The sequence below is a fragment of the Ancylobacter sp. genome, assembly GCF_965279025.1.
Classification (GTDB): domain Bacteria; phylum Pseudomonadota; class Alphaproteobacteria; order Rhizobiales; family Xanthobacteraceae; genus Ancylobacter.
Window position 1 is genome coordinate 997,501 of record NZ_OZ257132.1, and the last position, 19,400, is coordinate 1,016,900.

Below are 19,400 nucleotides of genomic sequence, written 5' to 3' on the forward strand. Positions count from 1 at the left end.
CACGTGTGTAGCCCAGCCCGTAAGGGCCATGAGGACTTGACGTCATCCCCACCTTCCTCTCGGCTTATCACCGGCAGTCCCCCTAGAGTGCCCAACTGAATGATGGCAACTAAGGGCGAGGGTTGCGCTCGTTGCGGGACTTAACCCAACATCTCACGACACGAGCTGACGACAGCCATGCAGCACCTGTGTTCCCGGCTCCGAAGAGAAGAAACCATCTCTGGTAACCGTCCGGGACATGTCAAAGGCTGGTAAGGTTCTGCGCGTTGCTTCGAATTAAACCACATGCTCCACCGCTTGTGCGGGCCCCCGTCAATTCCTTTGAGTTTTAATCTTGCGACCGTACTCCCCAGGCGGGAGGCTTAATGCGTTAGCTGCGCCACTGATGAGCATGCTCACCAACGGCTAGCCTCCATCGTTTACGGCGTGGACTACCAGGGTATCTAATCCTGTTTGCTCCCCACGCTTTCGCACCTCAGCGTCAGTACCGGACCAGTAAGCCGCCTTCGCCACTGGTGTTCTTGCGAATATCTACGAATTTCACCTCTACACTCGCAGTTCCACTTACCTCTTCCGGACTCGAGATACCCAGTATCAAGGGCAGTTCTGGAGTTGAGCTCCAGGCTTTCACCCCTGACTTAAATATCCGCCTACGTGCGCTTTACGCCCAGTGATTCCGAACAACGCTAGCCCCCTTCGTATTACCGCGGCTGCTGGCACGAAGTTAGCCGGGGCTTCTTCTCCGACTACCGTCATTATCTTCGTCGGCGAAAGAGCTTTACAACCCTAAGGCCTTCATCACTCACGCGGCATGGCTGGATCAGGCTTGCGCCCATTGTCCAATATTCCCCACTGCTGCCTCCCGTAGGAGTCTGGGCCGTGTCTCAGTCCCAGTGTGGCTGATCATCCTCTCAGACCAGCTACGGATCGTCGCCTTGGTGCGCCTTTACCACACCAACTAGCTAATCCGACGCGGGTTCATCCAATGGCGATAAATCTTTCCCCTTGCGGGCTCATACGGTATTAGTCCCAGTTTCCCGGAATTATTCCGTACCATTGGGCAGATCCCCACGTGTTACTCACCCGTCTGCCACTCCCCTTGCGGGGCGTTCGACTTGCATGTGTTAAGCCTGCCGCCAGCGTTCGTTCTGAGCCAGGATCAAACTCTCAAGTTGAATGAGAATTAATCTCGGCTTTGCGTCGCTACGCTCAAAACCTCTTGACGAGGTTGGAACCAGGCACATCCTTCACAGGATGCGCGGCTCCGAGAACGTAAGACCGCCGAAGTCTCATCCGACTTCCCCGACCGAAGCTGGGGAAGTCCGCAAGGACCCCGCCGTCCACGTTTCTCTTTCTTACTCTTCACTTGTCAAAAAGCTGGGCCGAAACCCCGGGATCGAAATCCCACCGGGCCAAAGCCCGAAATTCACGAGAAACCGAAGTCCCTCAACCTATGGGCTCGCACCCACCAGCACATCGAAACCTCCCGTCCGGTTCTCACCGGCCGCCGCAGCCTCACCAAAGTGGGGTGCTTCAGAGGAGCGCCAAACCCGCCGTTGCGGTGGCGCCGCGTCGATGGGCGCTTTATAGGGGGAGCCCCTCGGGACTGTCAACGGGGATTTTCAGAAAAATGACAGGCTCACGACACTGTTGATAACCCGAGGCCGCTGCGTAAGAAGGGCTTACCTTTCAACAGGTTAGCATTGCTGCCCCAATTCCGGCCCCGCTTTCCGGCCCTTGGGCGCCGGATTTCTCCAGCCCGCCAAGCGGCGTGAAATCGCCCGCCCCAAGCGCTGCCCGCACGGCCGGAATCCTGTGCCCTCAATGGTCGGAGAGCACCACCTCGTCGCTCCACTCGCCGTCCACTTCCTTGGTGATGACCTGTCCGCAAATGACCCGCCCCTTGCCGGGATCGAAGGTCAGCGTCGGATTGCCCTGCAGCTGCCAGCCCTTGTTGAGCGCGGCGGAAACGCGCTTGCAGAAGGCCTGGTCGTCCGGACCGGTAAGATAGCGGTAGAGCTTCATGCCTCGTTCTCCTCAGTTCCGCGCCCTGACGGCGCGCGTGCCGCGGTCCTTCACTGCGATCGCATCGGCGAGCGCCACCGTCCGGCGGGCGATGTCGGCATGCATGCGCTCGACCATCCGCCCCTCCACCTGCACCACGCCCTTGCCGGCGTTCTCCGGTAGGTCGAACAGCGCGGCCAGCGCCCGCGCCGCCTCCACCTCGTGCGGCGGCGGGGAAAAGGCCGCGTTGCAGGGGGCGATCTGGTCGGGGTGGATCAGCGTCTTGCCGTCGAACCCCATCATGGCCGCCTCCGCGCATTCGCGCGCGAAGCCGTCGAGATCGCGAAAATCGTTCCACACCGCGTCCAGCACCTCCACGCCGCCGGCCCGCGCCGCCAGCACGCAATGCGAGAGCCAGCCCGCCATCGGCGCCCGGCCGGGCACGATGCGGGTGCCTGTTTCCTTGGAGAGGTCGTTGGTGCCCAGCACCAGCGCCGCCAGCCGCGTCACCGGGCTCTTGGCCGCCAACGCAATGTCGAGCGCGCGCAGCACCGCGATCGGCGTCTCGATCATTGCCCAGACGCGCAGCGATGGCGCGGCGCCGAGCGCCTCCAGCATGCGCCCCACCACCACCAGCGTCTCGGGGTCGCTCACCTTGGGCAGCAACAGCGCGTCCGGTCCGTCGTCCCTGCCGCTGGCGGCGGCGATCATGGCGATGTCCTCGTCGAACCACGGCGTGTCCGCCGCATTGGTGCGCACCACCACCTCGCGCGGCGCGAAGCCGCCCTCGTGCAGAGTGGCCGCCACGCGGGCCCGCGCCTCCCCCTTGGCCGCGGGCGCCACCGCATCCTCAAGATCGATGACGACGACGTCGGCGGGCAGGCTTCGCGCCTTTTCCAGCGCGCGCGGGTTCGAGCCGGGCATGAACAGCACGCTGCGGCGCGGACGGACGGGTGTGGACATGATTCGCTCGGCTCATTGGCAGGACAGTACAGAGAGCCTATCCCGCTGTGTGGCGGGCTGCCAATCGGATGCCGGTGTCCGGTCCCGCCGGCGTGGGTAAAGGCCATGGACGAGAATTACGACGTGCTCATCGTCGGGGGGGCCATCATGGGCGCCGCCACCGCCTATTTCCTCACCCTCGATCCCGCCTTTCGCGGCCGGGTCGGCGTCGTCGAGCGCGACCCCAGCTTCACCTATTCCTCCACCACCCTTTCGGCCGCCTCGCTGCGGCAGCAGTTCTCTATCCCTGAGAATATCCGCATGTCGCTGTTCGGGCTGGACTTCCTGCGCAGCGCCAGGGAGCGCTTCGGGCCGGACACCGACCTCGCCTTTCACGAGGGCGGCTATCTCATCCTCGCCAGCGCGGCCGGCCTGCCGATCCTCGCCGCCAATCACCGCGTCCAGCAGGCGGAAGGCGCGGATATCGCCCTGCTCGATCCGGCGGCGCTGAAGGCGACCTTCCCCTGGCTGAATGTCGAGGACCTCGCCGCCGGCGCCTTTGGCCGTTCCGGCGAAGGCTGGTTCGACGCGCACGCCTTGCTCGCCTGCCTGCGCGCCGCGGCGAAGGCACAGGGCGCGCATTTCGTCACCGGCGAGGTGGTGGGGCTTACCCGCGAGGGCTCCCGCCTCACCGGCGCGACGCTGGCGGACGGGCGGCGCCTTGGCTGCGGCGCGCTGGTCAACGCCGCCGGGCCGCAGGCGGGGCGCGTTGCCGCGATGGCCGGCATCCCCCTGCCGGTAGAGGGAAAGAAGCGCTGCGTGTTCGTCGTGCATTGCCGCACGCCGATCGAAAAGTTGCCGCTGCTGGTCGACCCGTCCGGCTTCTATATCCGCCCCGAGGGCGCCTACCAGATCTGCGGCGCGCCGCCGGCGAGCGACAACGACCCCGATGCCGCCGGCGATTTCGAGGTCGACTGGTCGGTGTTCGAGGAGAACATCTGGCCGAACCTCGCCCACCGCATTCCGGCGATGGAGGAGCTGAAGGTGATCCGCGCCTGGGCCGGGCATTATGAGATGAACCTCCTGGACCATAACGCCGTCATCGGTCCGCACCCGGAGGTGGGAAATTTCTACTTCATGAACGGCTTTTCCGGCCACGGCCTGCAGCAGGCCCCCGCCGCCGGCCGCGCCATCGCCGAATGGCTGGTGCATGGACGATCGATCTCGCTCGATCTCGACGTGTTCTCCTATGAGCGCATCGCGAGCGGCCGCCCGCATGCGGAGCTGAACATTATTTAAGGGGGGAGGCGCGGGCCGCCGCGCGCCCCCCATGATGTGACTCGTCATCCGCGCCTTAAGACGTCATCCCGGACGGCCGCAGGCCGATCCGGGATCGCGTGCCGCAGGGGCCACCTATTTCGTCTCGGATCGCAAAGGAATATGCAGCCCGGGAAAAAGAGGGCCGTAGAACTCGTTGATCAGACCAATGTGATGTTCATTATAGGCGATGCTTTTCAGGAAATTATCGTTGAAATAATGGATCCAGAAACCACCACTTCTCCCCGCAAATTTGGCGTCAGCCGGCGCGGATGAACGGGACACGGTGTTTATTTCCAGATCGCACTCGAACAAGATGCAGTCTGCTCGGCGATCGTCGAAGAGGATCAGAGGCGTCGTCAGATGCCCGGGGCTTATTTCCCGAATGATTTCATAAGTGAACTCCTGAAAATAGATAGCAAGACATATATCTGGACGTGCGGAAAATAGATATTTTCTGCTAGACAGATTCGACTCTATATATTCCAGAACAAGAGACGATATCGCTTTGTCTTGGACAGAATATTTATGATGAAATGCCGGATTATACGGGATCGGCGTATTGAACCGCTCTTTCCGGGGAAGAGCAAGGTATCCACTCTCGCCTTCGATAGACTCAAACAGCTCGACCGGAGCGAGGCGATTGGCGATATCGAATGGAACGACGGAAACCCCGCTGGATGCGAAGAACGCCATCGCTTCGTCCTCAATGAAAGGCGGACCATCCTTCAAATAGAATGACATCTGCAGTCCACCTCACGCGAGGGCCGACGCCAGCAAAAAGCGCGAGGGGATCTTAGCAAATTACGCTGGCTTGCGCGGACACCGTCGCAACGCCGGCAACACAGCGTCATCCCGGACGGCCGCAGGCGTTCCGGGATCGCATGCCGTGGCATCGGCAAGCGGCAACCGATCCCGGCTCTCGCTTCGCTCGGCCGGGATGACGGCGGGAGTGGGTCGCCGCGCTATTCCGGACGCCGACGGCGCGGGCGGAAGGCGATCGAGGACGCCGCGCACGACTCGTCGGCGCATGTCTGCGGGACGGATGCCACCCCACGCGCCGTTGAATTCCACGCCGCTTCCACCCATCCGACTTATTACACGCAACTTTTGTGCATATATTTCTTTTGTACGTTCTAAATTGGTGTGATAGAAAATTAACCCGATTGCCCGCAGGAATTCGCGTCATGGCCGCACCGCAGCAACAGAAACTAAAGGTCAACGGCCCCGTCGCCGTCACCGCCAACCGTCTCACCGACGGTGCCGTGGTCTGGCGCACCCCGGCGGGCGGCTGGTCGCTGGCGCTGGCGGATGCCGCCGTGGTGACTACGGCCGATGCCGCCATCGCCTTGCTGGCGGAAGCCGGCAAGCGCGATCTCGACGCCGTCGGTTCCTATGTCGCGCCGGTGATCGTGGCGGCCGACGGGTCGCTCGCCCCGGGCAATCTGCGCGAACGCATCCGCGTCGACGGCCCCACCTTTGAATTGCCGCACTGAACCGCGAACGATCCCCCTTCGACGCACAAGGCCGACCCCGCCCATGTATGCCTATGACGAATTCGACCGCGCCTTTCTGGCCGAACGTGTCGCCGAGTTCCGCGACCAGGTCGGCCGCCGCCTGTCGGGCGCGCTGTCGGAAGACGAGTTCAAGCCGCTGCGGCTGATGAACGGGGTCTATCTCCAGCTGCACGCCTATATGCTGCGCATCGCCATCCCCTATGGCACGCTGAATGCCGCCCAGCTGCGCCGCATGGCGCATGTCGCGCGCGTCTATGATCGCGGCTATGGCCATTTCACCACCCGCCAGAACATCCAGTTCAACTGGATCAAGCTGGACGAGCTTCCCGAGGCGATGGCCGCGCTGGCCGAGGTCGGCGTCCACGGAATCCAGACCTCGGGCAACTGCATCCGCAACGTCACCACCGACCAGTGGGCGGCCGCCACGCCGGAAGAATGCGACGACCCGCGCATCTGGGCAGAAATCCTGCGCCAATATTCGACGCTGCACCCGGAATTCACCTACCTGCCGCGCAAGTTCAAGATCGCCATCACCGCCGCCGGCCACGACCGCGCGGCGATCAAGGTGCATGATGTCGGCCTGCGCCTGCACCGCAACGAGGCCGGCGAGCTCGGCTTCGAGGTGCTGGTCGGCGGCGGTCTCGGCCGCACGCCTTTTGTGGGCAAGTCGATCCGCCCGTTCCTGCCGGCGCGCGAGCTGCTCAGCTACATCGAAGCGATCATGCGCGTGTACAATCAGTACGGGCGCCGCGACAATATCTACAAGGCGCGCATCAAGATCCTCGTCCACGAGATCGGCGCCGAGGAATTCTCCAAGGCGGTCGAGGCCGAATGGGCGGCGATCCGCGACGGCGCGCTGCACCTCACCGACGAGGCCATCGCCGATATCCGCGACCGCTTCATCTACCCCGCCTTCGAGACGCTGGAGAACGAGCCGGCCGAGCTGGTCGAGGCGCTGAAGGACCCGCGCTTCGCCACCTGGCACCGCAATTCCGTGCACACCCACAAGGTGCCCGGCCACGCCATCGTCACCATCTCGCTCAAGCCCGTCGGTGCCCCTCCCGGCGACGCCACGGCGGACCAGATGGATGTCGTCGCCGACCTCGCCGAGCACTACGCCTTCAGCGAGATCCGCGTCGGGCATGAGCAGAATCTGTGCCTGCCGCATGTGGCGCAGCGCGATCTGCCGGCGCTGTGGGCCGCGCTCGACGCCGCCGGCCTCGCCACGCCGAACGTCAACCTCGTCAATGACATCATCGCCTGCCCGGGGCTGGATTACTGCGCGCTGGCCAATGCCCGCGCCATCCCGGTGGCGCAGGAAATCGCCAAGCGCTTCGCCGATCTCGATCGGGCGCGGGGCGTCGGCCGGCTGCACATCAATATTTCCGGCTGCATCAATGCCTGCGGCCACCACCATGTCGGCCATATCGGCATTCTCGGCGTCGAGAAGAACGGCCAGGAATTCTACCAGATCACCCTTGGCGGGCGGGCGGACGAGCATGCCCAGCTCGGCACCCTGCTCGGGCCTGCCGTGTCCTATGAGCAGGTCCCCGGCCTCGTGGAAGACGTGGTCGACACCTATATGGAACTGCGCGCCGGCCCGCAGGAACTGTTCATCGACACCGTCGCCCGGCTTGGGGTCGAGCCCTTCAAGGAGCGCGTCTATGCCGCTCATTGAGAAGGGACAGATCGTCGAGGACGTTTTCGTCCGCGTCGCCGATGACGGGCCGCTGCCGGACGGCGTGCCGGTGCTTCTCGGCATCGACCGCTTCCTGAAGGAGGCGGCGGCGCTGAAGGGTCGTCAGGCTCCGGTGGGAATCATCTGGCCGAACAACCGGCCGATTGCCGAGATCGAGCCCTATCTGGGCCAGATCGCGCTCATCGCGCTGAATTTTCCGAGCTTCCGCGACGGGCGCGCCTACAGCCAGGCACGGCTGCTGCGCGAGCGGCTCGGCTGGCACGGGCCGCTGCGCGCCATCGGCAATGCGCTGCGCGACCAGTTCCTGCTGATGGAGCGCTCCGGCTTCGACCAGATCGAGGCGGTGAAGGCGGCGGACGCCGAAGCCTTCGACGAAGCGACCCACCGCTACACCGTGTTCTACCAGCCGGCCACCGACGCCCGCCCCAGCCTGCTGCGCCAGCGCCTGGGCCGTGCCATACCGGGAGTGCGTTCATGAGTTTCCAGCGTCCGGGCACCGGCTTCACCCCTGCCGTCCCCTGCAGCGACGAAGTCGGCGGGCTCGCCTGCGCGTTGGCCGATGCCGACCCGGTCGAGATCATCGCCACCGCCCTGCGCACGGTCGGGCCCGGACAGCTCTGCCTCGTCTCGTCCTTCGGCACCGAATCCGCCGTGCTGCTCGCCTATGCGGCGCAGGTCGACCGCTCGATCCCGGTCATCTTTCTCGATACGGGCTGGCTGTTCGAGGAGACGCTGGCCTATCGCGACACGCTGCAGGCACAGCTCGGCCTCACCGACGTGCGCAGCATCCAGCCGGATGCGGAGCGGGTCGCCGCGCTCGATGCCGGGCGCGAGCTCTGGTTCAGCGATCCCGACACCTGCTGCCGCATCCGCAAGGTCGAGCCGCTGGCGCGCGCGCTGGATGGTTTCGATGGCTGGCTGAACGGGCGCAAGCGCTACCAGGGCGGCCTGCGCGCCTCCATTCCGGTGGTGGAGCGCGACCGCGCGCGCCTCAAGTTCAACCCGCTGGCCAATCTCGACCGGGTGGGCGTGGAAGCCGCGCACAAGGCCTTCGCCCTGCCCGACCACCCGCTGGTGGCCAAGGGCTTCACCTCGGTCGGCTGCATGCCCTGCACCAGCCGCGCCGCCGCCGGCGAGGATTCCCGCGCCGGCCGCTGGCGCGGCAAGGGCAAGACCGAGTGCGGCATCCACACGCTGCTGTCCACCGTCTGATCCCCCGTCATTACAATGCACCGTCGGGCTGGTGCGGCTGAACGCTGCGCCGGCACGGACGCTTTCGGCGGCGTGGCCGGGAGCATCACCTCTGTAGCGTCGGTTCGGGCCCGTGGGCCGGGCGCGGCGCCGAGGGCGCGTTGCGCAGCAACCATTCCACAGGGCGGCGCTGCAGCTCCTACCAATATTTCTACAGAATATGTAGATTTAATATTGACCGCATCCGACCCCTGTGAAAACCTCTCCCCATCACATTCACCAGCGCCGTCGGGTGCTGCCGGGGAGTTTCACAATGTCTTTCCATTTCAGGCCCGCGGCCGTGGCCGCGCTCATTGCCGCGCTGGCAGCGCCGCTTGCCGTGCCGACGGTGGCGCGCGCGGCCGACGTGACCCTGCTCAATGTCTCCTACGACCCGACCCGCGAGCTCTACCAGCAGTTCAACAAGCTGTTCGCCGAGCGCTATCAGGCCGAGAGCGGCAAGAGCGTCGAGATCAAGACCTCGCATGGCGGTTCGGGCAAGCAGGCGCGCTCGGTGATCGACGGGCTCGATGCCGACGTGGTCACCCTGGCGCTGGCCTATGACATCGACGCCATCGCCGACAAGGGCTTCCTGGCGCAGGACTGGCAGAAGCGCCTGCCGGACAATGCCTCGCCTTACACCTCAACCATCGTGTTCCTGGTGCGCAAAGGCAACCCGAAGGGCATCAAGGACTGGAACGACCTGACCAAGGACGGCGTGCAGGTCATCACCCCCAACCCGAAAACCTCCGGCGGCGCCCGCTGGAACTACCTTGCCGCGTGGGCCTATGCGCTCAAGCAGAATGGCGGCGACGAGGCCAAGGCGAAGGCCTTCGTCGGCGACATCTACAAGCACGTTCCCGTGCTGGACACCGGCGCGCGCGGCTCCACCGTCACCTTCACCGAGCGCGGCGTCGGCGACGTGCTGCTCGCCTGGGAGAACGAGGCGTTCCTGTCGAAGAAGGAATTCGGCGACGACAAGTTCGACATCGTCGTCCCCTCGCTCTCCATCCTCGCCGAGCCGCCGGTCGCCGTGGTCGACAAGAATGTCGATCGCAAGGGCACCCGCGCGGCGGCCGATGCCTATCTGAAGCTGCTCTACAGCAAGGAAGGCCAGAAGCTGGCGGCCGAGAACTTCTACCGCCCGCGCGACCCGGAGGTCGCCAAGGAATATGAGAAGGTCTTCCCCAAGGTCGATCTGGTGACCATCGACGACCCGGCCTTCGGTGGCTGGCGCAAGGCGCAAAAGACCCATTTCGCCGATGGCGGTGTGTTCGACCAGATCTATTCCAACTAGAACGGTACGGCACGATGAGCCGAGAGGACGGCCCTCGCCGCCCGCATCGTCCTCACCGTCCGCCTGACAATACCGATCGTCCACTCCCGATCGACCATCAAGGCCGTGCCGCAGGGCACGGCTTTCGCCGTGAAAACCGCGTGCCTGGAGGCAAGCCTTGAGCGAGACGACGCTGGATCGAACCACTTTGGTGGGCAGCCTCCCCCCGCCCGCCGCGCGGCGCGGGCAAAGCGTCGTCCCCGGCTTCGGCCTGACGCTGGGCCTCACCCTGCTGTGGCTGTCGCTGGTGGTGCTCATCCCGCTCGCGGCCCTCTTCCTGAAGACGGCCGAACTGCCGCCGGAGCGGATCCTCGCCATCCTCACCGCGCCGCGCACGCTCAACGCGCTGAAGATCTCTTTCGGCCTGTCGCTCGCCGCCGCCGCCATCAATCTGGTGCTGGGCGGCATCATCGTCTGGGCGCTGGTGCGCTATGATTTCCCGGGGCGGCGGGTGCTCGACGCGCTGATCGACATTCCCTTCGCCCTGCCCACGGCGGTGGCCGGCATCGCGCTCACCACGCTCTATGCCGAAAATGGCTGGATCGGCAGCCTCCTGGCGCCGCTCGGCATCAAGGTCGCCTTCACCCCGCTGGGCATCCTCGTTGCCCTCATCTTCATCGGCCTGCCCTTCGTGGTGCGCACCGTGCAGCCGGTGCTGGAGGACCTCGACCACGATCTGGAGGAAGCCGCCGCCACGCTCGGCGCCGGGCGCTGGACCACGGTGCGCCGCATCATCGCCCCGGCGGTGCTGCCGGCCTTTCTCACCGGCTTCGCCCTCGCCTTCGCCCGCGCGGTCGGGGAATATGGCTCGGTCATCTTCATCGCCGGCAACCTGCCCAACGTGTCGGAAATCGCCCCGCTGCTGATCGTCATCCGGCTGGAGGAATTCCGCTACGCCGACGCCACGGCCATCGCCGCGACGATGCTGGTGGCCTCGTTCCTGCTGCTCTTCGTCGTCAACGGCCTGCAGCGCTGGTCGCAGAGCCGCACCGGGAGGCTCGCATGACCCCCTCGCCCGTGCGCGACGAGCCCTTGCTCGTCAAGGCGATCCTCATCGGCATCGCCGTCGCCTTCATCGGCCTGTTCATCCTCCTGCCGCTGATCAGCGTCTTCGCGCAGGCCTTCGTGAAGGGCTGGGACGCCTATCTTGCGGCGCTGGTCGAGCCGGACGCGCTGGCGGCGGTACGCCTCACCTTGCTGGTCACCGCGCTGTCGCTGACCGCCAACACCGTCATGGGTCTGGTGATGGCCTGGGCGATCACCAAGTTCGAATTCCGCGGCAAGAGCTTCCTCACCACCCTCATCGACCTGCCCTTCTCGGTGTCCCCCGTCGTCGCCGGCCTCGTCTTCGTGCTGCTGTTCGGCGCGCAGGGCTATTTCGGCGAATGGCTGATCGACAATGGCTGGAGGATCATCTTCTCCTGGCCGGGCATCACCCTCGCCACCATCTTCGTCACCTTCCCCTTCGTCGCGCGCGAGCTCATCCCCTTGATGCAGGAGCAGGGCACGGTGGAGGAGGAGGCGGCGGTCACGCTCGGCGCCGGCGGCTGGCGGGTGTTCTCGCGCGTCACCCTGCCCAACATCAAATGGGCGCTGCTCTACGGCGTGCTGCTGTGCAACGCCCGCTCCATGGGCGAGTTCGGCGCCGTCTCGGTGGTCTCGGGCCATGTGCGCGGCGAAACCAACACCATCCCGCTGCAGGTCGAGATCCTCTACAACGAGTACCAGTTCCAGGCGTCCTTCGCGGTCGCCTCGCTGCTCGCCTTCCTGGCCATCGTCACGCTGCTGGCGAAGACCGTGTTGGAGGCCCGCCTCGGCCGCAGCGGCAGGCATTGAGGCCGCCTCAAACCAGATAGACCGCCGCGAGCACCCCGCCCACCACCAGCACCGCGAACACCGCCGTCACCAGGCCGAGCCGCTTCTCGATGAAAGTACGCGCGGAGGGGCCGATCCAGTATAGCAGCCCCGCCACCATGAAGAAGCGCAGGCCCCGGGTGATCACCGAGAGCACGACGAACCAGAACAGGCTGTAATGGGCGAAGCCCGAGGTGATGGTCACCACCTTGTAGGGGATGGGCGTCAGGCCCTTGATCAGGATGATCCAGTGCCCGTAGCGCTGATAGGCCTCGGTAAAGGCATCGACCTTGGCGCCATAGCCGTAGAGCTGGATGAGGAACAGGCCCAGCGAATCGTAGAGCAGCGCACCGATGGCGTAGCCCACCAGCCCGCCTACCACCGAGGCGAGGGTGCAGATGCCAGCATACCACCAGGCGAGCTTCGGCCGGGCGAGGCACATCGGCACCAGCATCACATCGGGCGGCACCGGAAAGAACGAGCTTTCCGCGAAGGACACGCCGGCCAGCGCCCAGGGCGCGGAGGGACGCTCGGCAAGGTCGATCACCCATTGGTAGAGACGGCGCAGCATGAAGGACCTGTCGGCATCGGAGGAAAGGGCGGGAAGAGGAGACTGTCAGCGCCGGCGGCGCGGACCGCCGGACACCGATGCACCATTGCCGGCCTCCTCGGCAATCTCCCAGAGCAGCGGCCCGGCGCCGTCCACCCCCTCGAATATCGGCAGAACCTTGCCGCCCGCTGTCCGGCGCTTGGGGATCTTCTCGGCCATGCCGAGCAGCGTCTCGCGCCGGCGCATCTCGGCCCACACATCGTCCGGCGCGATGCCGAGCTCGGTCCACAGCACCACGAGATTATAGATGAGATCGGCGCTCTCGCGCACCGTGGCGGCACGGTCGCCCACCACGCCGTCCAGCGCCACCTCCACCGCCTCTTCGGCGACCTTCTTGGCCATCGCCGCGCGTCCCTTGCGGAGCAGCTTCTCCGTCCGCGGCGACGGATTGGTGCCCTTGCGTGTCGCGACCACGGCGGCGTACAGGCGATGGATTGAATCACTCATGCCGGGTCACCCAGATCGTTCAGGCCGAATCACGCGTGGCGAAGGCTCAAGGGTTGATTCTAGAGCCAATTACGTGAAGGCTTCGCGGCAGAAACGCGCCCCCGCTGGCGCCGCTGTGATCGACCGGCCGGCTTTGCCTTTTGCGCCGCCGGAGGGATCGGGTTATGCAGGGGGCGAAATGCCATTTCGGGCCGGCCGGCTCTGCCCTTTGCGCCGCCGGCCCCGGTTTGAAACGGATACCGGAAGCGTGCTGAACCTTTCCCTGTTCCGCCCTCGCCCTGCCCTGCGGCGCGTCGTGGCCGCCAGCCTGCTCGGCGCCGCGCTCCTCGCGCCGCTGGCGGCGCAGGCGACCCCCGCGCTGGTCATCGAGGTCGAGAGCGGCAAGGTGCTGCTGGCGGAAGAGGCCACCAAGCCGTGGTATCCCGCCTCCATCACCAAGCTGATGACCGCCTATGTGACCTTCAAGGCGATACGCACCGGCCGGCTGACACCCGAGACCCTCATTACCGTCTCCGACAATGCGACCGCGCAGAAGCCTTCCAAGATGGGCTTCAAGGCCGGCACGCAGGTCACCGTCGACAATGCGCTGAAGATGATGCTGGTGAAGTCGGCCAACGACATGGCCGTCGTTCTCGCGGAAGGCGTCGGCGGCAGCCTGCCGGCCTTTGTCGACGAGATGAACGCCACCGCCCGCGAACTCGGCATGACAGGCACGCATTACGCCAACCCCAACGGCCTGCCCGATCCCGGGCAGGTCTCGACCGCGCGCGACCTCGCCATCCTCGCCCGGGCGATCTTCCTCAATTTCCCCGAGCAGACCGACCTGTTCCGCATTCCGGCGATCAAGATCGGCCCGGCGGTGATCCGCAGCTACAACAAGCTGATAGACCGCTATCCCGGCGCCGACGGCATGAAGACCGGGTTCATCTGCGCCTCGGGCTTCAATCTGGTCGCCAGCGCCAAGCGCGGCGACCGTCACCTTCTGGCGGTGGTGCTCGGCACCGAATCCGGCAAGGCCCGCACGGAAGAAGCCGCCCTGCTGCTGGAGCGCGGGTTCCAGCAGTCGTGGAACGTGTTCGGCTCCATCGCCCCGTCGGTGGAATCGCTGCGCAACGAGACCGGCCCGCCCACCGACATGCGCGAGCAAGTGTGCGGCGGCAAGCGCAAGAACACCGCCTCGGAGGCCGATGACGACAGCGGCCCCGCGCCGACGGGCTTCGTCGCCGCCGGCATGACCCAGCTTGGCGACAAGATCACCGGTGCCAGCCTGCTGCAGAAGCTGCCGCCCTCCATGCCGCCGGTCGAGGTGTGGGTCGGCCCGTTCCCCAGCGCCGAGGCGCTCGCGGCGGCCTATCCGCCGCCGCCGGTGCAGAAGAAGCCCGCCACCGCCAAGAAGCCGGTGGACAAAAAGGGGCAGACGACGGCCATCATCGACCCGGCCGATCCTGCCGCCCCGGCCGATGCCGCGCCGGCCGCGAAGCCGAAGCCGAAACCCAAGCCCAAGCCTGCCACGGCGCAGGCGTCCCCTGCCGGCACGGCTTCTACTGCCAAACCCGCCGCCAAGCCCGCTTCCAAGCCGGCGCCAAAGCCGACCGCCGGGCCGGGAGCCGCGCCCGCGAACCTCGCCGTTCCTCCCCCGCCGCAATAGGGTGCGCGCGCCGCGCGCTCGCCGGAAGCTGGCGCGCCCGCCCCGTGCCCCAACCGGAACACGTCGAAGGAACTCGTTAATGAGCGAGGCGACCCGTCAGCCGCCGGAACCCATTCCGGTCACGCTGCTCACCGGCTTTCTCGGCGCCGGCAAGACCACGCTGCTCAACATCCTGCTGCAGCAGCCCGACATGGCCGACACCGCCGTGCTGATCAACGAGTTCGGCGAGATCGGGCTCGACCATCTCCTCGTCCAGCATTTCGACGACGCCACCGTGCTGCTCGCCTCCGGCTGCCTGTGCTGCACCATTCGCGGCGATCTGGCGGAGGGGCTGGAGCAGTTGCTGCGGCGCATGGACAATGGCGCCATCCCGCCCTTCCGCCGCGTGATGATCGAGACCACCGGCCTCGCCGACCCGGCGCCGATCCTGCACGTGCTGATGATGCACCCCTATCTGGTGATGCGCTTCCGGCTCGACGGCGTCGTCACCGTGGTCGATGCGGTGAACGGCCTCGGCACGCTCGATGCCCATCCCGAATCCGTGCGGCAGGCGGCGATTTCCGATCGCCTCGTGCTCACCAAGACCGATCTGGTCGACACGCCGGAGCGGGCCGCGAGCCTCGCCGCGCTGCGCCAGCGCCTCGCCCGCCTGGCTCCCGGCGCGCCGGTTCTGGATGCCGCCGGGGGCGAAGCGACGCCGCGAGCACTGCTCGGCGCCGGCCTCTACGACCCGGCGAGCAAGATCCCCGACGTGTCGCGCTGGCTGGCCGACGAGGCGGTCGCCGCGGCGGAAGCCTCCCCCCGCCTGCACGCGCATGACGAAAACCGCCATGACGAGCGCATCCGTGCCTTCACCGTGGCGACAGACGCCCCCGTTTCCGCCGCCGCCATCGATATGTTCCTGGAGCTGGTGCGCGGCACCCACGGCCCGAAGCTGCTGCGCCTCAAGGGCATCGTGAAGCTCGCCGAGGATCCCGAGCACCCGCTGGTGCTGCACGGCGTCCAGCATGTCCTCCACCCGCCGAGCCAGCTTGCCGCCTGGCCGGACGACGACCGGCGTACGCGGCTGGTGATGATCGTGCGCGATGTCGAGCCGGCGGTGATCCGCCGGCTGTTCGACGCCTTCATGGGGCTGCCGGCCATCGGCCAGCCGGACGGCACCGCCCTCACCGACAACCCACTGGCGCCGGCGACGCTGCGTCGCTGAGGCGGGGGCGCTGAGGCGGGCGCGCGCCCTCTACTGGCCCGGCATCGGTGCGCCGTTGAGCTGCACCTGCGTACTGCCCACCGCGGGGGTGTTGGCAGCCGGAGCCGCAGCGGATTTTCCAGCCGCCTCGGCAGCCTCGACCTTGGGGTCCGGCACCGCGATCACCATTGCCCAGTAGACGCTGTACTTGCTGCGCGGCGCACGCACGGCGGCAATGCCCAGGCGCGTGGCGCCCGGCATCAGCATGTTCTTGTTGTGCGAGGGCGAATCCCGCCAGCCCGAAAACGCCTCGGCCAGCGTGTGGTAGCCGGCGCCGACATTCTCCGCCGCCCTCAGCCCACTGAACCCCGCCGCCTTCAGCCGCGTGGTGAGGCCGCGTCCGCCGATGTTGTGGGACAGCTGGTCGGCCGCCGCCATCGCCTTGGCCTGCCGCTCGGCCACCGCCATCAGGCCGGGATCGATCGTCACCGCCGGCTGGCCGCGCCCGCGCCGGTAATCGCTGATCAGCGCGGCGGCGGCCTGCGGGTCGAGCGCGCCGCCCTTGGCGATGTTGGCATAGAAGGTCTCGTCCACCGGCTGCGCCGTGGGAGCGGCGGCGCAGCCTCCCAGCAACAGGGGCACCAGCAGCAGACCGGCGAGGCGCTTCAGCAGGAAGAGGGGCATGCGACACTCTCGAGAAGGAGCGGGTAAGGGACAGGCGGGTGCAGAGGCAGCGGGCCGGCAAAGGCTCATCCAGACCGATTCAATCGGCCCTGATTGGTAAACCAATCTCTAATCCGGCGACCAAGAAGTCGTTATCCCCGCCGATTGCCGCCGGAATCGCCCGATGTACCTCCCGGGCGCGCCTCTCGCCTCCCGTCCGGCGCAGGCCCTTCCCTGAGCGCCGTGCCAGCCGTTGCAAGGCGTCGCCGAACCTACGCGTCGTCCCCGGCCGGCGCGTCGGCGCCGATAGGCCCGCCGCGATAAATCGCCCAGGGCGTATAGGGAATGCCGATCTTCGTCGCCTTCAGCCGGTCCAGCACCGCGAAGTGCAGGTCGCTCTTCACCGTCAGCGCATAGTCGACATTCGCCACCACGCAGCGCAGCTCGAATTTCAGGTAGCTGTCCCCGAACGACATCAGGAACACCCGCGGCGGTGGCGAGCGCAGCACCTGCGGATGGTCGCAGGCGCAGCCGATGAGGATGTCGCGCACCTGGTCGGCATCCGCATCATAGGAGACGTTGACCGCCACGATCACCCGGCCGGTGGTGTTGGCATGGGTGAAGTTCTTCACCATGCCGGTGATGAGGTCGGAATTGGGAATGAGCACCGCCGCGCGGTCGAAGGTCTCGATTTCGGTGGCGCGCACGCTGATGCGGCGGACATAGCCCTCCTCGCCCTTCACCGAGATGGTGTCGCCGACGCGGATCGGCCGCTCCGCCAGCAGGATCAGCCCCGAGACGAAGTTCGAGACGATGGATTGCAGGCCGAAGCCGATACCGACCGAGAGCGCACCGGCGACCAGCGCGATGTTTTCGAGGTTCAGCCCGAGCTGCCCCATCGCCATCGCGATCACGGTGATCGAGCCGATATAGCCGATGATGGTGGCGATGGAGTTCTGCAGGCCCTGGTCGAACGCCGTCTTCGGCAGGATCGCCACCGCGAACCAGCGCTGGATGGCCCGGGCGACGACGATGCCGACCACCAGGAACAGCAGCGCGCTCAATATGTCGCCAACGGCGATGGTCGAATTGCCGATCGTGAAGCCGAAGGTGACGCGGCTCGCGAGATCGGCGAAGTCGGATGTGGAGGTGCCGAACGTGCCCACCACGACGATGACGATGCCGATGATCGCCACCGCCTTGAGCACGCCGGCGATCAGGACGGAAAGCAGTTCGAGGCTCGCCGGCCGGACGCCGAGCGTCTTCGCCGCGTGGCGCGCCCGCGGTCCCGTGGCGAGGGCGTCGATGAACAGCGAGTTGATCAGCGCCACGACGAGGTAGAGCGTGCCGGCCATCACCACGGCGACCAGCGCGCGCGAGGACAGGAACGAGGCGATGCTCACATAGCCGGCGACCAGCGCGCCGAGAATGGCGAGATTGAGCACCCAGAAGGGAAACTTGATCCAGTTGAGCTGGGTCGGCGACGGGCCGTCCCGGCCGTCCTCCGCCTTGCCATCCTCGGCCTTGCCTGCCGTGGCCTTCGCCTCCGGCGGCTTGCCGTCGCTCACGGCATCATCCTCGTCGGAGTCGCCGGACAGCGCGTTGAGCGCGCGCATGCTGCGCGCCGCCACAAGGACGAGGCCCAGCGACATCATCGCGCTGGTCGCCACGGTGAGCGGCACGGGTGCGACGAGGGCCCGATGCAGGGCGCTGAGCGTCGCCGCGATGCCGAGGATCCACAGGCCGACAGCCGCGTGGCCGTAGATCAGGCGGACCATCTCGTCCGACAGCGGCACGACGCGACGCTGCGGCTCACCCGGCGCCAGCGCGCCGTCCAGCAGGCCCCGGCCGGTGGCGACGATGAAGGTGGTGAGGAGAACGCCCTGCGCGATCTCGTTGACGCGGTCCGGGAGCAGGTCGAAGCTCTTCAGCAGGGCCAGCACGGCCGTTACCGCCGCCGGCGCGGCCGCCATCCGCAACAGCGCGACGAGGGCGGAAAGCCCGCAGGCGCGCAGCCGCGAGAGCGGCGCGCCCTGTGCGCCAAGCTCGGCGCGATGCAGCGGGCGGGCGAGCACGCTGCGGGCCAGAAAGATCAGCCCGACGATCACCAGTGCGCCGAAGGCAACGGCGATCTGCCCGAGGGGCGGCATGCGGGCGGTCGCATAGGCCGACCAGTCGTTCAGCAGGTATTTGATGCCGCGCAGCTCACCCGGCACCGCCGCCGCCGCCTGCAACCACAGCGAGGGATCCAGCACACTGTAGGAGCGCGCCAGCAGCGTATCGGTGAACAGCGCCCGGCGCCGGCTGGTGATGCGGTCCGAGAGCAGGTCGGCCCGCATCTTCAACAGCTTGGCCTGCTTCAGCACCGCATCGAGCTCGGTGGCGCGGGCGGTCAGCGTGTCGCGCTCGGAGGTGATCGAGCCGTCTTCCGGCGGAGCGTCGGCCGCCGGCTTCGGGCCGATTTCCTTCACCCGATGGTTGAGACCCGCCACCAGCGGCTCGAGCGCGGCGATGCCGGCGGCGAGATCGGTCCGCACCGGATCCAACCGGTTGCGCAGGTCGTCGAGATCCACGGAGCGCAGCCCCTCCCGCCCCAGAGCCGCCTCGACGCCGTCGACGATGGCGCGCTGGCCTTCCAGCTTTTCCTGCACCTGCTGTTGCTCGGGCGGGATCTGCGCCCAACTGGCGCTGGCAGCGAGCAAAACGGTGAGCGCCAGCAGCGCGGCAGCAAGCACCCGCATCAGCGCAAGATGTGCAAGAGCGGTCGCCCGCACGGAATCCCGCGCAAGGCGCCCGTCGGCGATGGGGGGAGAAGAGCTGTGGCTGAAATGCATCGCTGAAACGGATTCGACCAAAAGGCCGTCCTGTCTCAGTCCCGATCAAGGCCAAGTCAAGGCGTCCGCCCGGTCCGGGCGGCGTTCCGCAGCGGCGACCCGCGCTTCCGCGC

At 66.6% G+C, this 19,400-nt stretch carries 17 protein-coding genes and 1 rRNA gene (1 of these 18 running past the window's edge); 10 read left to right on the top strand and 8 right to left on the bottom strand.

What is annotated here, in order from left to right:
- From ACQY76_RS04605 to ACQY76_RS04615, 3 genes are all read right to left on the bottom strand, one after another.
- A 16S ribosomal RNA gene (locus ACQY76_RS04605) occupies positions 1-1,175 on the bottom strand (it extends 310 nt beyond the left edge of the window).
- A 646-nt stretch (positions 1,176-1,821) separates the two neighbouring features.
- Positions 1,822-2,025: a DUF1737 domain-containing protein gene (locus tag ACQY76_RS04610; protein ID WP_428031728.1), complete on the bottom strand. Its 204-nt coding sequence runs from the start codon at positions 2,023-2,025 to the stop codon at positions 1,822-1,824.
- Positions 2,026-2,037: 12 nt separating this feature from the next.
- Positions 2,038-2,967 carry an HpcH/HpaI aldolase/citrate lyase family protein gene (locus ACQY76_RS04615; protein ID WP_428031729.1) on the bottom strand — a complete coding sequence of 310 codons (930 nt, stop codon included), beginning with the start codon at positions 2,965-2,967 and terminating at the stop codon, positions 2,038-2,040.
- Positions 2,968-3,072: 105 nt separating this feature from the next.
- Between ACQY76_RS04615 and ACQY76_RS04620 the strand changes: the two genes are divergently transcribed.
- Positions 3,073-4,245 (top strand): NAD(P)/FAD-dependent oxidoreductase, encoded by a 1,173-nt coding sequence (locus ACQY76_RS04620; RefSeq protein ID WP_428031730.1) that lies wholly within the window; start codon positions 3,073-3,075, stop codon positions 4,243-4,245.
- A 114-nt stretch (positions 4,246-4,359) separates the two neighbouring features.
- On the opposite strand, the gene ACQY76_RS04625 is transcribed toward ACQY76_RS04620, so the two are convergent.
- Positions 4,360-5,007: a hypothetical protein gene (locus tag ACQY76_RS04625; protein ID WP_428031731.1), complete on the bottom strand. Its 648-nt coding sequence runs from the start codon at positions 5,005-5,007 to the stop codon at positions 4,360-4,362.
- A 443-nt stretch (positions 5,008-5,450) separates the two neighbouring features.
- Between ACQY76_RS04625 and ACQY76_RS04630 the strand changes: the two genes are divergently transcribed.
- The 7 genes from ACQY76_RS04630 (at position 5,451) to cysW (ending at position 11,881) form a co-directional block, all read left to right on the top strand.
- Complete coding sequence (locus tag ACQY76_RS04630; protein ID WP_428031732.1) at positions 5,451-5,759, top strand: DUF2849 domain-containing protein; 309 nt, start codon at positions 5,451-5,453, stop codon at positions 5,757-5,759.
- A gap of 43 nt (positions 5,760-5,802) precedes the next feature.
- Entirely contained in the window at positions 5,803-7,458 is a 1,656-nt protein-coding gene (locus ACQY76_RS04635; protein ID WP_428031733.1) for a nitrite/sulfite reductase, read from the top strand.
- On the top strand, positions 7,445-7,957 hold the full coding sequence (locus ACQY76_RS04640) for a DUF934 domain-containing protein (protein ID WP_428031734.1): 513 nt from the start codon (positions 7,445-7,447) through the stop codon (positions 7,955-7,957). The genes ACQY76_RS04635 and ACQY76_RS04640 overlap by 14 nt, the downstream gene beginning before the upstream one ends.
- The gene (locus ACQY76_RS04645; RefSeq protein ID WP_428031735.1) at positions 7,954-8,691 is read left to right on the top strand and encodes a phosphoadenylyl-sulfate reductase; all 738 of its coding nucleotides are present in this window, start codon (positions 7,954-7,956) and stop codon (positions 8,689-8,691) included. Before ACQY76_RS04640 ends, ACQY76_RS04645 begins: the two co-directional genes overlap by 4 nt.
- Positions 8,692-8,983: 292 nt before the next feature.
- The gene (locus tag ACQY76_RS04650) at positions 8,984-10,006 is read left to right on the top strand and encodes a sulfate ABC transporter substrate-binding protein (RefSeq protein WP_428031736.1); all 1,023 of its coding nucleotides are present in this window, start codon (positions 8,984-8,986) and stop codon (positions 10,004-10,006) included.
- A gap of 190 nt (positions 10,007-10,196) precedes the next feature.
- Complete coding sequence (gene cysT, locus ACQY76_RS04655) at positions 10,197-11,051, top strand: sulfate ABC transporter permease subunit CysT (RefSeq protein WP_428032932.1); 855 nt, start codon at positions 10,197-10,199, stop codon at positions 11,049-11,051.
- A complete protein-coding gene (cysW, locus tag ACQY76_RS04660) occupies positions 11,048-11,881 on the top strand; it encodes a sulfate ABC transporter permease subunit CysW (RefSeq protein ID WP_428031737.1) in 834 nt (277 codons plus the stop codon). Before cysT ends, cysW begins: the two co-directional genes overlap by 4 nt.
- Positions 11,882-11,888: 7 nt before the next feature.
- Here cysW and ACQY76_RS04665 read toward each other — a convergent pair whose 3' ends face one another.
- Both ACQY76_RS04665 and hisE read right to left on the bottom strand, forming a co-directional pair.
- Positions 11,889-12,470, bottom strand: coding sequence for a YqaA family protein (locus ACQY76_RS04665; protein WP_428031738.1), 582 nt, complete (start codon positions 12,468-12,470; stop codon positions 11,889-11,891).
- A gap of 45 nt (positions 12,471-12,515) precedes the next feature.
- Positions 12,516-12,956: a phosphoribosyl-ATP diphosphatase gene (gene hisE / locus ACQY76_RS04670; protein ID WP_428031739.1), complete on the bottom strand. Its 441-nt coding sequence runs from the start codon at positions 12,954-12,956 to the stop codon at positions 12,516-12,518.
- Positions 12,957-13,206: 250 nt separating this feature from the next.
- Between hisE and ACQY76_RS04675 the strand changes: the two genes are divergently transcribed.
- Positions 13,207-14,604 (top strand): serine hydrolase, encoded by a 1,398-nt coding sequence (locus ACQY76_RS04675; protein WP_428032933.1) that lies wholly within the window; start codon positions 13,207-13,209, stop codon positions 14,602-14,604.
- Positions 14,605-14,683: 79 nt separating this feature from the next.
- Positions 14,684-15,811 (top strand): CobW family GTP-binding protein, encoded by a 1,128-nt coding sequence (locus tag ACQY76_RS04680; RefSeq protein WP_428031740.1) that lies wholly within the window; start codon positions 14,684-14,686, stop codon positions 15,809-15,811.
- A 30-nt stretch (positions 15,812-15,841) separates the two neighbouring features.
- On the opposite strand, the gene ACQY76_RS04685 is transcribed toward ACQY76_RS04680, so the two are convergent.
- Positions 15,842-16,474: a CAP domain-containing protein gene (locus ACQY76_RS04685; protein WP_428031741.1), complete on the bottom strand. Its 633-nt coding sequence runs from the start codon at positions 16,472-16,474 to the stop codon at positions 15,842-15,844.
- Positions 16,475-16,725: 251 nt separating this feature from the next.
- A complete protein-coding gene (locus tag ACQY76_RS04690) occupies positions 16,726-19,194 on the bottom strand; it encodes a DUF3772 domain-containing protein (RefSeq protein WP_428031742.1) in 2,469 nt (822 codons plus the stop codon).
- Between the last annotated feature and the right edge of the window lie 206 nt (positions 19,195-19,400).

Coding starts and splice junctions, on each gene's coding strand:
- ACQY76_RS04610 (WP_428031728.1), bottom strand. CDS start 2,025: ATGAAGCTCTACCGCTATCTTACCGGTCCGGACGACCAGGCCTTCTGC.
- ACQY76_RS04615 (WP_428031729.1), bottom strand. CDS start 2,967: ATGTCCACACCCGTCCGTCCGCGCCGCAGCGTGCTGTTCATGCCCGGC.
- ACQY76_RS04620 (WP_428031730.1), top strand. CDS start 3,073: ATGGACGAGAATTACGACGTGCTCATCGTCGGGGGGGCCATCATGGGC.
- ACQY76_RS04625 (WP_428031731.1), bottom strand. CDS start 5,007: ATGTCATTCTATTTGAAGGATGGTCCGCCTTTCATTGAGGACGAAGCG.
- ACQY76_RS04630 (WP_428031732.1), top strand. CDS start 5,451: ATGGCCGCACCGCAGCAACAGAAACTAAAGGTCAACGGCCCCGTCGCC.
- ACQY76_RS04635 (WP_428031733.1), top strand. CDS start 5,803: ATGTATGCCTATGACGAATTCGACCGCGCCTTTCTGGCCGAACGTGTC.
- ACQY76_RS04640 (WP_428031734.1), top strand. CDS start 7,445: ATGCCGCTCATTGAGAAGGGACAGATCGTCGAGGACGTTTTCGTCCGC.
- ACQY76_RS04645 (WP_428031735.1), top strand. CDS start 7,954: ATGAGTTTCCAGCGTCCGGGCACCGGCTTCACCCCTGCCGTCCCCTGC.
- ACQY76_RS04650 (WP_428031736.1), top strand. CDS start 8,984: ATGTCTTTCCATTTCAGGCCCGCGGCCGTGGCCGCGCTCATTGCCGCG.
- cysW (WP_428031737.1), top strand. CDS start 11,048: ATGACCCCCTCGCCCGTGCGCGACGAGCCCTTGCTCGTCAAGGCGATC.
- ACQY76_RS04665 (WP_428031738.1), bottom strand. CDS start 12,470: ATGCTGCGCCGTCTCTACCAATGGGTGATCGACCTTGCCGAGCGTCCC.
- hisE (WP_428031739.1), bottom strand. CDS start 12,956: ATGAGTGATTCAATCCATCGCCTGTACGCCGCCGTGGTCGCGACACGC.
- ACQY76_RS04680 (WP_428031740.1), top strand. CDS start 14,684: ATGAGCGAGGCGACCCGTCAGCCGCCGGAACCCATTCCGGTCACGCTG.
- ACQY76_RS04685 (WP_428031741.1), bottom strand. CDS start 16,474: ATGCCCCTCTTCCTGCTGAAGCGCCTCGCCGGTCTGCTGCTGGTGCCC.
- ACQY76_RS04690 (WP_428031742.1), bottom strand. CDS start 19,194: ATGCGGGTGCTTGCTGCCGCGCTGCTGGCGCTCACCGTTTTGCTCGCT.